At 70.2% G+C, this 12,881-nt stretch carries 10 protein-coding genes; 2 read left to right on the top strand and 8 right to left on the bottom strand.

Translation table 11 applies throughout. The features are described from left to right. The first annotated feature begins 164 nt into the window (after positions 1–164). On the top strand, positions 165–836 hold the full coding sequence (locus ACWDUD_RS28085; RefSeq protein WP_450111453.1) for a winged helix-turn-helix transcriptional regulator: 672 nt from the start codon (positions 165–167) through the stop codon (positions 834–836). 7 nt (positions 837–843) lie between these two features. Here ACWDUD_RS28085 and ACWDUD_RS28080 read toward each other — a convergent pair whose 3' ends face one another. The 8 genes from ACWDUD_RS28080 to ACWDUD_RS28045 form a co-directional block, all read right to left on the bottom strand. Beyond that, complete coding sequence (locus ACWDUD_RS28080) at positions 844–1,917, bottom strand: ferrochelatase (protein WP_450111452.1); 1,074 nt, start codon at positions 1,915–1,917, stop codon at positions 844–846. 14 nt (positions 1,918–1,931) lie between these two features. Further along, positions 1,932–2,738 carry an NADH-dependent enoyl-ACP reductase InhA gene (gene inhA / locus ACWDUD_RS28075; RefSeq protein WP_197253316.1) on the bottom strand — a complete coding sequence of 269 codons (807 nt, stop codon included), beginning with the start codon at positions 2,736–2,738 and terminating at the stop codon, positions 1,932–1,934. A gap of 52 nt (positions 2,739–2,790) precedes the next feature. Continuing rightward, the gene (fabG1, locus tag ACWDUD_RS28070; RefSeq protein WP_197253318.1) at positions 2,791–3,552 is read right to left on the bottom strand and encodes a 3-oxoacyl-ACP reductase FabG1; all 762 of its coding nucleotides are present in this window, start codon (positions 3,550–3,552) and stop codon (positions 2,791–2,793) included. Between the two features lie 63 nt (positions 3,553–3,615). Further along, complete coding sequence (locus tag ACWDUD_RS28065) at positions 3,616–4,596, bottom strand: VWA domain-containing protein (RefSeq protein ID WP_197253320.1); 981 nt, start codon at positions 4,594–4,596, stop codon at positions 3,616–3,618. Next, positions 4,593–5,546, bottom strand: coding sequence for a DUF58 domain-containing protein (locus tag ACWDUD_RS28060; RefSeq protein ID WP_248673927.1), 954 nt, complete (start codon positions 5,544–5,546; stop codon positions 4,593–4,595). The genes ACWDUD_RS28065 and ACWDUD_RS28060 overlap by 4 nt, the downstream gene beginning before the upstream one ends. Further along, complete coding sequence (gene moxR1, locus ACWDUD_RS28055) at positions 5,543–6,637, bottom strand: chaperone MoxR1 (RefSeq protein WP_450111468.1); 1,095 nt, start codon at positions 6,635–6,637, stop codon at positions 5,543–5,545. The genes ACWDUD_RS28060 and moxR1 overlap by 4 nt, the downstream gene beginning before the upstream one ends. A gap of 270 nt (positions 6,638–6,907) precedes the next feature. Next, positions 6,908–8,638, bottom strand: coding sequence for an NlpC/P60 family protein (locus tag ACWDUD_RS28050; protein WP_450111451.1), 1,731 nt, complete (start codon positions 8,636–8,638; stop codon positions 6,908–6,910). A gap of 457 nt (positions 8,639–9,095) precedes the next feature. Further along, positions 9,096–9,602: an Rv1476 family membrane protein gene (locus ACWDUD_RS28045; RefSeq protein WP_368862561.1), complete on the bottom strand. Its 507-nt coding sequence runs from the start codon at positions 9,600–9,602 to the stop codon at positions 9,096–9,098. 348 nt (positions 9,603–9,950) lie between these two features. Here ACWDUD_RS28045 and acnA point away from each other — a divergent pair, with 348 nt between their 5' ends. Then, positions 9,951–12,755 carry an aconitate hydratase AcnA gene (acnA, locus tag ACWDUD_RS28040; RefSeq protein ID WP_248673924.1) on the top strand — a complete coding sequence of 935 codons (2,805 nt, stop codon included), beginning with the start codon at positions 9,951–9,953 and terminating at the stop codon, positions 12,753–12,755. The last annotated feature ends 126 nt before the right edge of the window (positions 12,756–12,881 follow it).

Here is a 12,881-nt window from a genome sequence, read left to right as displayed (position 1 = left end):
GCGCCGGCCTCCTTTCTCGTGCTTCGGGATACGTCCCGATTCGTGATTCGAGGAGATGATCGGGTCGTGCTTCGACTGTAGGAACGGGCGACGCAGCGCTTCCAGTACAGGATCTGTACCGCGATCGCCGGGTACGGCCGGTCGCGTCGGCCTAGCATTCGAGCATGGGCGCGTCCTATCACCAGTTCTGCCCGGTCGCGAAGGCGATGGAGCTGTTCGACGAACGGTGGACGCTGCTGGTGGTGCGCGAGTTGGTGCTCGGCAGCGAACGATTCAACGAACTGCGGCGGGGGCTGCCGCGGATGTCGCCGTCGTTGCTGTCCACCCGGCTGCATCAGCTGACGGCCGCGGGCATCGTGCGTCGGGTCACCGACGGTGGCGACATCCGCTACGTGCTCACCCCCGCCGGCCAGGATCTCGAGGCGGTGGTGGACGCCCTCGGCGCCTGGGGGTCGCGGTGGACCGGACGGCTCGGCGACGAGGACCTGGATCCGAAGCTGCTGATGTGGGACATGCACCGCAACGTCGACCGCTGCGCGATCCCTCAGGACCGGGTGGTGGTGCGGTTCGCGTTCACCGGTGCACCGCGCGGGTCACGACGGTGGTGGCTGGTCATCACCCCGGACGAGGTCGACGTGTGCGACGTGGATCCCGGTTTCGAGGAGTCGGTGGCGGTCACCGCGGATCTGCGGGCGCTCACCGAGATCTGGCGCGGTGAACGGCAGTGGTCGGAGGCCTTGCGCTCGGGTGCCGTCGCGATCGACGGGCCGGTCACTCTGCGCCGCAGCCTGCCGCGCTGGTTCGCCTCCCCGCTCGCCGCGCAGAGCAGCGGGTGACCCGGGATCAGGGAGCCGTCGGTCGAGTCGGCCGAGCCGGCAGCTGACAGCACCCGGCCGCGCACAACGCGCCGTTGCGGCCGGCGCCGAGCAGCGGTTCCGAACCGAGCCGCTCCGGCTCCCGACCGGTCGCCGCTTCCTCGACGAGCACCCGGACGAGCTGCGGGAAGCGGGCGTCGGCCCCGGCGGTCGCGGCCCGCACGAACCCCATGCCGAGCTCGGCGGCCTTCTGCTTCGCCTCGGTGTCGAGATCCCACACGACCTCGAGGTGGTCGGACACGAAACCGACCGGCACCACGATCACGGCGCTCACGCCGCGCGCGTGCAGGGCGTCGAGGTGATCGACGATGTCCGGCTCGAGCCACGGCACCTGCGGCGGCCCGGAACGGGACTGCCACACGAGGTCGTGGTCGTCGATGCCGACCGCGTCGGCGACGAGCCGGGCCGCCTCGGCGACCTGCCGGCTGTAGAGGTGGCCGCCGCCGTCGGCGGGGCCGCCGGTGCGGTCCGCGGACAGCGGGATCGAGTGCGCGGTGAACACCACCCGGGCGTCCTCGCGCACGTCCGCGGGCAGTTCGGTGCGGGCGGCCCGGACGGCGTCGGCGACCGCTCCGACGAACAGCGGATGGTCGTAGAACTGCCGCAGTTTCGTCAGTGCCGGGCCGTCCGGGACGGCGGCGCGGGCCCGCGCGATGTCCTCGTGGTACTGGCGGCAGCCGGAGTATCCGCCCCACGCCGAGGTCGGGAACACCAGGGCGTTGCGGACGCCGTCGTCGCGCATCGCGGCGACGGTGTCCTCGATCATCGGATGCCAGTTCCGGTTGCCGAAGTACACCGGCAGCCCGATCCCGGCCGCGGCGAACTCGGCTTCGATCCGGGTGATCAGCTCCCGGTTCAGGGCGTTGATCGGCGAGACACCCCCGAAGTGCAGGTAGTGCTGCACGACCTCCTCGAGCCGCTCCGGGGGAATGCCGCGACCGCGGGTGACGTTCTCGAGGAACGGACGCACGTCCTCCGGGCGTTCGGGTCCGCCGAACGACAGCAACAGCAGCGCGTCGTAGGGCTCGGGGGTGTTCGTCATGATCGGTGTCCCGCTCAGGCGCCGAAGCCGACCTGGGAGTGGAAGCCGCCGTCGACGTAGACGATCGAACCGGTGGTGCCCGGCAGCCAGTCCGACAGCACGGTGCACACGGTCTTGGCGACCGGGGTCGGGTCGTCGACGTCCCAGCCGATGGGAGACGCCGCGGACCAGCCCTCGTTGAGCCGGTTCATCTCGGCGCCCGGTCCGGTGGCGTCACCGGCGATTGCCTTGGCAGCGAGGGTCTTGATGGGCCCGGCGGCGACCAGGTTGGAGCGGATGCCGCGGCTTCCGACCTCCTTGGCGACATACCGGTTGACGGCCTCGAGGGTCGCCTTGGACACGCCCATCCAGTTGTAGAACGGCACGGCCCGCGCCGGATCGAAGTCCATGCCGACGATCGACGCGTTGTCCTTGAGCACCGGCAGCAGCGCCTTCGCGAGCGCCGAGTACGAGTACGCCGAAACCTCCACGGCCACGGCCACATCGGACCAGGGCGCGTCGAGGAACGGGTTGCCCAGGCACGAACGCGGCGCGAATCCGATGGAGTGCACGACGCCGTCGAGGCCCTCCGGCGCGAGTTCGCGCACCTTGTCGGCGAGCCCCGCGAGGTGCTCGGGATTCTGCACGTCGAGTTCGATCGCCGGCGGCACCGGCTGCGGGAGCCGCTGCGCGATCCGATCGATCAGCCGCAGCCGGTCGAAACCGGTGATGATCACCTTCGCGCCCTGTTCCTGCGCCACCTTCGCGGTGTGGAACGCGATCGACGAGTCGGTGATGATGCCGGTGACGAGAATGGTCTTGCCCTCGAGCAGTCCGCCCATGAGTGTGTCGGTCCTCCAGTGAGTGTCGGTTACGGTCGCGGCGTTCGCGCCGTCAGTGCCCCATGCCCATGCCGCCGTCGACGGGGATGACCGCGCCGGACACGTATGCGGAGTCCTCGGAGGCGAGGAAGCTGACGACGGCTGCCACGTCCTCCGGGCGACCGAGGCGCTGCAGCGGGATGAACTTCTTCGCGGTGTCGCGCAGATCGTCGGACAGCTCGGCGGTCATGTCGGTTTCGATGAAGCCGGGGGCCACGACGTTCGCGGTGATCGACCGCGACCCGAGTTCGCGGGTCACCGAGCGGGCGAGGCCGATGACGCCGGCCTTGGAGGAGGCGTAGTTGATCTGGCCGGCCTGCCCGGCCATGCCGACGACGGAACCGAGGAAGATCATCCGGCCCCAGCGGCCGCGCAACATCGCCCGGTTGGCGCGCTTGGCACAGCGGAACGCGCCGGTGAGGTTGGCGTCGAGGACCTTCGTGAACTGTTCCTCGGTCATCCGCATGAGCAACGTGTCGTCGGTGATGCCGGCGTTGGCGACGAGCACCTCCACCGGCCCCTGGTGCTCTTCCACCTGCTTGAAGGCGGCATCGACGGAGTCGCTGTCGGTGACATCGCAGACGACGCCGAACAATCCGTCGGGCACTCCCGAGCCGCGGTGGGTGACGGCGACCTTGTGGCCGTCGGCCTGCAGCCGCCGGGCGACGGCCAGGCCGATGCCGCGGTTGCCGCCGGTGACGAGAACCGAGCGTGGGGTCTCGGCGGGGCGGGACGGGCCGGCGGGAGCGGAAACGTCTGTCGGTGCGTCGGTCATGGTGTCGAACCCTATCTGGTGATCGATCGAGATCCGCCGGGACCTCGAAGGGGAAGGAAGCTGTCAGGGCAGCCGCTGGCGCAGGACCAGCGCCGCACCGAGACCCACCGCGGCGGCGAGCACACCGAGCACCAGCCAGGGCCGGCTGGCGTCACCGCGGGTGGTTTCGAACCCGATCTGTTCCTCGAGCGTGTCGTAGGCGTCCTCGAGTTCCTCGAGGCTGGACGCGGTGAAGAAGGCGCCGCCGGACAGGTTGGCGATCTCCTTGAGCGACGGGTCGTCGACGGGCACCGGGATCCGTTCGTCCTCGATGGTCACGGTGCCGTATTCGGTCCCGAAGGAGATCGTCGACACGGGGATGCCCTTGTCGGCGGCCTGCCGTGCGGCGGTGAAGCCGCCGCGCGGGTCGTCGGGGCTCTCGGGCACGGTCTGCTTGCCGTCGGAGAGCAGCACGATCCGCGCCGGTGGCGCCTGGTCACCGCCGCCGAGCACCGCGGCGAGGGTGTCGATGGACTGCATCGCCGTGAAGATCGCCTCGCCCGTGGCGGTGCGTTCGCTGAGGGTGAGCTGGTCGATGGCCGACTTGGTGGCCTCGCGGTTCGTGGTCGGCGACACCAGCACGGAGGCGGTACCGGAGAACGCGACCAGGCCGAGGTTGATGCCGGGGGTCAGGTCGTCGGCGAACTGTTTGGCGGCCTGCTGCGCGGCGACGAGCCGGTTCGGCGCGACGTCGGTGGCCTCCATCGACAGCGACACGTCGATGACCAGCACCACCGTCGCCCGATTGCGCGGGACGCGCTGCTCGGCGGTCGGGCCCGCCAACGCGACGGTGAGCAGCGCCAGCGCGGACAGCAGCGCGATGACCGGGATGTGCCGGGCGGGGCCGGGCCGGTTCGGCGCGACCTTCTCGAGCATCTCGAGATTGCTGAAGCGCAGCGCGTGCCGCTGCTTGCGGCGCTGGACGAGGACGTAGCCGACGGCGAGCGCCGCGACGACGACGAGGAACAGCAGCCACCACGGTGACGAGAAGTCGGAGAAGCTCATCGGACCCCCTTGGCCGGCGCGCCGAAGCTGTGCCGGCGGGCGGCGACGAACCGGACGATGTCCTCGATCCAGTCCCGGTCGGTGCGCAGCGTCATCTGCGGGGCGCCGCAGCGCCGCAGGGCCTGCTGCACCTCGGTCCGGTGCTCGGCGGCGGCCGCGGCGTAGTCGGCACGCAACCGTTCGGTGGTGGTGAACTCGCGGGTGCGTCCGGTCTCCGGGTCGTGCAGCACCACGTCGCCCAGATCCGGGAGTTCGAGGTCGCGGGGGTCGAGTACCTCGACCGCGAGCAGGTCGTGCCGGCCGGACAGTGCGCGCAGGGAACGTTCCCAGTCGACCGGTCCGAGGAAGTCGCTGACGACGACGACCAGGCCGCGCCGCCGCTGGGGCCGGCGCAGCGCCTCGATCGCGCCGCGCAGGTCGCCGCGGGTGCCGTCCGGCGCGTGCGGGGTGGTCGCGATCGACCGCAGCATCGCCTGGGCGTGCAGGCGGCCGCCGCGCGCCGGGAACCGCGTGATTTCGTGCCCGGTGCTCACGACCGCGCCGATGCGGTTGCCGCCGCCGCTGGTCAGGTGCGCGACGGCCGCGGCCGCCGCGACCGCCAGATCGCGTTTCTCGCAGACGCCGGTGCCGAAATCGAGGCTGGCGGACAGGTCGACGGCCAGCCACGTCTCGAGTTCGCGGTCGGCGACGGACTGCCGCACGTGCGGATGCGTGGTCCGGGCGGTCACCGACCAGTCCATCTGCCGCACATCGTCGCCGGGCTGGTATTCGCGGGCGTCGCCCGGTTCGGACCCGGGTCCCGGGATCAGGCCGAGGTGATCACCGTGCAGCACGCCGTCGAGCCGGCGCCGCACGGTGAGCTCGAGGGTGCGCAGCGCCGCGGTCAGTGCGGGATCTCGCAGTTCGCCGGACCGGAACGTCGGCGGCGACCCGTGCGCGCGTGGGCTCACCGCTGCCCCGCACCCGCCTCGGGGCCGGCCGGGACACCCACGGCCGGTGCCGCCGGTGCGGGAGCCGGCGGGTTGGGCGCGTTGACCTGCGGTGCGACGTGCGGCAGGCCGACGGTCTGCAGGATCCGGTTGATGATCTGGTCGGCGGTGACCTCGTCGGCGAGCGCGTCGTACGACAGCACCAGTCGGTGGCGCAGCACGTCCGGGATGACGTCGAGCACGTCCTGCGGAACGACGTAGTCGCGGCCGCGGACCAGGGCCAGCGCCCGGGCCGCCGAGATGATGCCGAGGGTCGCGCGCGGCGAGGCCCCGTACGCGATCCAGCCGTCGACGTCGACGAGGCCGAGTTCGGCGGGGGCGCGGGTCGCGAAGATCACCCGCACCACGTAGTCGACGAGCGCGTGGTGCACGAACACCCGGCTGGCGACGTCCTGCAGGCGCAGCAGCTCGGCGTTGTCGAGGATCTGCTTCGGTTCGGGTGCGGACACACCCATGCGGTAGACGATCTCGCGTTCCTCCTCGACCGTCGGATAGTCGACGAGGACCTTGAACAGGAAGCGGTCGCGCTGCGCCTCGGGCAGCGGGTACACGCCTTCGTTCTCGATCGGGTTCTGTGTGGCCATCACCAGGAACGGTTCGGGCATGGGGAACGTCTTGCCGCCGATGGTGACGTGCCGCTCCGCCATCACCTCGAGCAGCGCGGACTGCACCTTGGCGGGCGCGCGGTTGATCTCGTCGGCGAGCAGGAAGTTCGCGACCACCGGCCCGAGCTCGGTGTCGAACTCCTCGCGGCCCTGCCGGTAGATGCGGGTACCGACGAGGTCGGTGGGCACCAGGTCGGGGGTGAACTGGACGCGGGAGAACGAGCCGCCCACCACCTTCGCGAACGTCTCCACGGCCAGGGTCTTCGCGACGCCGGGGACACCTTCCAGGAGCACGTGGCCCTTGGCGAGGACACCGACGAGCATTCTCTCGACGAGCCGGTCCTGGCCGACGATGACGCGCTTGACCTCGTAGATCGCTCTCTCGAGGAGCTGCGCGTCCGACACCTGGCCGGGTGTGGCGGGCGGTTTCGTCCCGTCCTTCGACAGGGCCGGAGCCGAACCCGGGCCCTGCGTGGTCGCACCCTGCTCGGTCGCGCCCTGGGTATTCGCGCCCTGGGCATTGCCCTGGGTATTCGTGCCCGACGTCCCACCCTCACGTGAGGTCACCAAGAATCCACCGCTTTCGCCTAGGTCGTTCCGCTGGAGATCACATTCGGGCACCACTATTCCAGGTGTGGCTGCCCGGCGCCGCCACCGTGCCCCGCGCATGCTGCCCTGCGCGGAGCGGCGATCGAGAAGTACCAGGTCAGGACGCTGTCACGACACCATCCGCACCACATACGGCGTCATTCCGGCCCAGCGAACCGGGGAGATCTTCACGTGCGAACCCGATTGCGGGGCCTCGAGCATCTGCCCGTCCCCGAGGTACAGCGCCACGTGCTGGCTCGCGTTGGGGCCGTAGAAGATCATGTCGCCGCGCTTCATCTCCGCCGACGGCACCTGCTTGCCTGCGGTGTACTGGTAGCCGGTGTAGTGCGGCAGGGAGATCCCGATGCCCGCGAACGCGTAGATCATCAGTCCGGAGCAGTCGAAGCCGACCTTGTTGTAGTCGCCGTAGCTGTCGGCGACGCCACCGTCGCGGATGCCGCGTGTGGGGCCGTTCTCGTCGCCGCCGCCCCACGCGTAGGGCACGCCGATCTGCGACATCGCGCGATCGATCACGGTTTCGACGGCGGCGGGGCCGGTGATCGTCGTCCGCGGGGTGGTGCGGGGCTTGGACTTCGGCGTCGACGGCGAGACGGAACTCTCGTCGATCGGGTCGCCGGGGTCCGGGTTGCCCCAGTCCCGGCCGCGGCTGCTCGGCTCCTCGGTGTCCTCCGTGTCCTCGGTGTCCGTGCTCTCCCCGGCGTCCGAGCTGTCTCCGGTGCCCGAGCCGTCCCCGGTGTCCGTGTCGTCCTCGGTCGAGGAACCTCCGGTCGAGGAACCTCCGGTCGACGAATCTCCGGTGGAGGAGTCCCCGGTCGACGAATCCCCCGACGAATCCGCGGTCGAGGTGTCGTCCTCGTCCTCGTCGTCCGGCAGCGGGGTTTCGGCGCCCGCCCAGTCGCCGGGGTCGACGCGATAACCGTCGATCTGGGTGTGCGGGCGTTGGCCGTTGGCGAGCTCGGCGGCGCGGGCGCGCGCCGCGGCATCCGCCGCGACCCGCTGCGCCGCCTCCACTGCCGCCTGCCGTGCCGCCTCCTCGGCGGCGGCGCGGGCGGCCTCCTCGGCCTGCCGCTGCCGGTCCCACGCCGCGTATTCGGCGCGCTGGTTCTCGAGCCCGGCGACGTTCTGCCGGGCCGCATCCAGTTCGGCCTGCGCCGCCGCACGCTCGATCTCGATCCGCTGCTTGTCCGCCGCCTGCTGGTCCAGTGCCGACCGGGCCTGCGCGATCGCGGCCTCGGCGTCGGCCTTGCGCTGTTCGGCCGCCTCGGCCGCCGCGTCGGCCTCCTGCTTGGCCGCCCGCGCACGGGAGTTGTTGTTCGCTTCCTCGGTGCGGGCACGTTCGAGCGCGTCGAGCACGGCATTGCGCCCCGCCGACAGCAGGCGCATCACCTGGGCACGATCGAGGAGCTCGTCCGGGCCCGCCGAACCGAGGAACGCGGACAGCGACGCGGCGTTGATGCCGCGGGTGTAGCTGCTCCGGGCGAACGCGTCGAAATCGCTCTGCGCCTGCTGGATCCGGATGCCGGCGTCGCGGAGCGCCTGCTGCGACTGCACGACGGCGTAGGCGGCCGCGTCGGCGGTATCCCGGGCGTTCTGCAGGTCCACCAGCGCGCGGTTGACGTTCTCGCGTTTGATCGCGACCTGGTTCTCCAGCTCGGCGAGCTGCTGATCGGCGGACGCGATGCGCACGATCAGCTCGCCGACGCGGCCGAGGCCCGTGTCGACGGCCGCTCCGGCGGCAGCGAGTGCGTCGTCGCTCGGGTTCGGAGGTGGTTCCGGGACCGCCCCCACCGAGGCCGCGGTCCCCACGAGCAGTGATGCGACAAGTCCGAGTGCGATCAACAGCCGGCGTCCGATGAACGGCCGTCCGGCCGACAGCCGCGATCCGGCCCACGGCCGTGGGCCGGTTCCCCCACCGCGACGATGCCGCCGCGACCCGAACCGTCGCGAATCCCCCCCGTGGAAACCGAAGCGCCTCACATCATTTCTCCCTCGGTGGTGTCGGGGACGAACCCGATCCGCCGCGCCGAGGGAAGGACTGCACGCTGCATCGGATCGCGCGCCGCGCGATCTGTCCGCAGAGCCGTTCCCGCCGTCGTGGACTGCGGTCCCACGACGGCAAGTGCGACACTCCTTCCCCAAGAGCGCCAAAGGCACCGTACGACACAAAGGGCTCATTTCGCGCGACAGTCACAGATAAAGCCGCAAAATTTTGTCCGTGTCGACGAAGCCGCGGCCCGGGTGAGGGCACGGAAAAACGGCCGCTCGGATGCGGAGCGGCCGGGTGAGGGGGTGTTCGCTACCGCGCGTCGGGTTCGACGAACGCGGCCTCGTCCTTGCGGCGGCGCACGGCCTTGGCGGCCGCGGTCGCGCCGGCGGCGGCCGCGACGAGGACGATCAGCACGACGGTCCAGGCGGTCCAGTCCGGACCGGGTTCGGTGATCGAGTCGACGAAGTTGCGGGTGGAGACGACCGGGTCGCCGGTGTACGTGCGGTCCTGTGCCGCCTCGAGGGTCACCCGATCGAGGCTGTCGCTGTAGGCGCCGACCCAGCCGGGGCTGAGCACGAGCACGGTGCCGCCCTGCTCGCTACCGACCTCGGTCGCGAGGTCGCGCAGTTGCGAATCGATCCGCGGGTCCCGGTCGACGACGATCACGCGCAGCTCGATGCCGTGGTCCTGGGCGCGTTCCACCTGCTCGACCAGGTCGTCGACGCGGTCGGACGGCGCGGAGACCCCGTCGTCGGCGAGGTCTGCCAGCACCTGCTCGAGCGTGACGCTCGGCGGGAGGTCCGTGGCCGATGGCACAGGAATACGTGGCAGTGGCGCAGACATCTCTCTCCGGTGGTGCGGGGACGGGACCGGCGGTCGGGTCCCGGTGAGTCGGGTGGACTCGCAGAACCCGCGCGCGGCGACATCCGCACCCTACGCGATCGTCGCGGACGGCCGGCCCGCACCGGCACCCGGGCGCGGTGCAGAACACAACCGAGGGTTGCGCCGCGCGCATTGCAGGACAAGCGTACTGTTAGACTCGGTGCGAGACGCCACGACACCACCACCCCCGCCCCCTGGGACCACGGTGCGGTTTCGTGTGCCTCGCTTCGGCCGTCGACACAGCCCCGTCGGCGGCGAGCCTCATCTACGAGTGGAGCTGACGTGAGCACCAGTATTGATTCGTTCGGCGCCAAAGGGACGCTGGAGGTCGGAGAGAACTCGTACGAGATCTTCCGCCTCTCCGCCGTTCCCGGCACCGAGAAGCTGCCCTACGCTTTGAAGGTTCTCGCGGAGAACCTGCTGCGCACCGAAGACGGTGCGAACATCACCGCTGACCACATCCGCGCCATCGCGAACTGGGATCCCTCGGCCGAGCCGAGCGTCGAGATCCAGTTCACCCCTGCCCGCGTGATCATGCAGGACTTCACCGGTGTGCCCTGTGTGGTCGACCTCGCCACCATGCGTGAGGCCGTCACCACGCTCGGCGGCGACCCGAACAAGGTCAACCCGCTGTCGCCGGCCGACATGGTCATCGACCATTCCGTCATCCTCGACTACTTCGGCACCGCCGACGCGCTCGAGCGCAACGTCGACCTCGAGTACCAGCGCAACGGCGAGCGCTACCAGTTCCTGCGCTGGGGCCAGGGCGCGTTCGACGACTTCAAGGTCGTCCCCCCGGGCATGGGCATCGTCCACCAGGTCAACATCGAGTACCTCGCGCCGACCGTCATGGTCCGCAACGGGCAGGCCTACCCCGACACCTGCGTCGGCACCGACTCGCACACCACGATGGTCAACGGCCTCGGCGTGCTGGGCTGGGGCGTCGGCGGCATCGAGGCCGAGGCCGCGATGCTCGGCCAGCCGGTCTCCATGCTCATCCCGCGCGTGGTCGGCTTCAAGCTCACCGGTGAGATCCAGCCCGGTGTGACCGCCACCGACGTCGTGCTCACCGTCACCGACATGCTCCGCAAGCACGGTGTGGTCGGCAAGTTCGTCGAGTTCTACGGCGCCGGCGTCGCCGAGGTGCCGCTCGCGAACCGCGCGACGCTGGGCAACATGAGCCCCGAGTTCGGTTCCACCGCCGCGATCTTCCCGATCGACGGCGAGACCATCAACTACCTGCGCCTCACCGGCCGCAGCGACGAGCAGCTCGCGCTCGTCGAGGCGTACGCCAAGGAACAGGGCATGTGGCACGACGCCGCGAACGAGCCGGCCTACTCCGAGTACCTGGAGCTGGACCTGTCGACGGTCGTCCCGTCGATCGCCGGCCCGAAGCGCCCGCAGGACCGCATCCTGCTGTCGGAGTCGAAGATCGCCTTCCGCAAGGACATCCACAACTACGTCGAGGAGCAGCTGCCGGCCGAGCACAGCAAGCTCGACGAGGCCGTCGAGGAGTCCTTCCCGGCGTCCGATCCGGCCGTCCTGTCCTTCGCCGACGACGACGCCGTCGTCGTCCACTCGGCCGCCAACGGCGCCCACGGCCGTCCGTCGAAGCCGGTCAAGGTCGTCTCCGAGGATCGCGGCGAGTTCATCCTCGACCACGGTGCCGTCGTGGTCGCGGGCATCACGTCCTGCACCAACACCTCGAACCCGTCGGTCATGCTGGGCGCTGCCCTCCTGGCCCGCAACGCGGTCGAGAAGGGCCTGTCCACCAAGCCGTGGGTCAAGACCAACATGGCTCCGGGCTCGCAGGTCGTCAACGACTACTACGAGAAGGCCGGCCTGTGGCCGTACCTCGAGAAGCTCGGCTTCTACCTCGGCGGTTTCGGCTGCACCACCTGCATCGGTAACACCGGCCCGCTGCCGGAGGAGATCTCCAAGGCCGTCAACGACAACGACCTGTCGGTGACCGCGGTGCTCTCGGGCAACCGCAACTTCGAGGGCCGCATCTCCCCCGACGTCAAGATGAACTACCTGGCGTCCCCGCCGCTGGTCATCGCGTACGCGCTCGCGGGCACGATGGACTTCGACTTCGAGCACGACGCGCTGGGCCAGGACCAGGACGGCAACGACGTGTTCCTGAAGGACATCTGGCCGTCCGCGCAGGAGATCGACGACACCATCAAGTCGGCGATCAGCCAGGACATGTTCCGCAAGTCCTACGCCGACGTGTTCAAGGGTGACAGCCGCTGGCAGAACCTGGAGACCCCCGAGGGCGACACGTTCGCGTGGAACCCGGACTCCACCTACGTCCGCAAGGCCCCGTACTTCGACGGCATGCCGCTCGAGGCACAGCCGGTCAAGGACATCAAGGGCGCCCGCGTTCTCGCGCTGCTCGGCGACTCGGTCACCACCGACCACATCAGCCCGGCCGGCCCGATCAAGCCCGGGACCCCGGCCGCGCAGTACCTGGATGCGCACGGCGTCGAGCGCAAGGACTACAACTCGCTCGGTTCGCGTCGTGGCAACCACGAGGTGATGGTCCGCGGCACGTTCGCGAACATCCGTCTGCAGAACCAGCTCCTGGACGGCGTCTCGGGCGGCTACACCCGCGACTTCACCCAGGAAGGCGCTCCGCAGTCGTTCATCTACGACGCGTCGCAGAACTACCAGCAGGCCGGCATCCCGCTGGTCGTCCTGGGCGGCAAGGAGTACGGCTCCGGTTCGTCGCGTGACTGGGCCGCCAAGGGCACCCGTCTGCTCGGCGTGAAGGCCGTCATCACCGAGTCGTTCGAGCGCATCCACCGCTCGAACCTCATCGGCATGGGCGTCATCCCGCTGCAGTTCCCCGCCGGCGAGTCCGCGAAGTCGCTGGGCCTGACGGGCACCGAGGTCTTCGACATCGAGGGCATCGAGAAGCTCAACGAGGGCGTCACCCCGGAGACGGTGAAGGTCACCGCGACCAAGGAGAACGGCGAGAAGGTCGTCTTCGACGCGGTCGTGCGCATCGACACCCCCGGCGAGGCGGACTACTACCGCAACGACGGCATCCTGCAGTACGTCCTGCGCAACATGATTCGGGGATAGAGACGGCTGTGCGGCTGCCTCGCCGTTCCGGTGGGGCAGCCGCCCATCCCGTGCGCGTCGCGCCGAGTGAGGCCCGGGTCGGCAGGCACCCGAACCCCAACCGCCCCCCCACCCGCCCGGCTTCGG

The organism is Rhodococcus sp. NPDC003382 (assembly GCF_053589135.1).
This window is presented reverse-complemented; position numbering and strand designations above follow the sequence as displayed.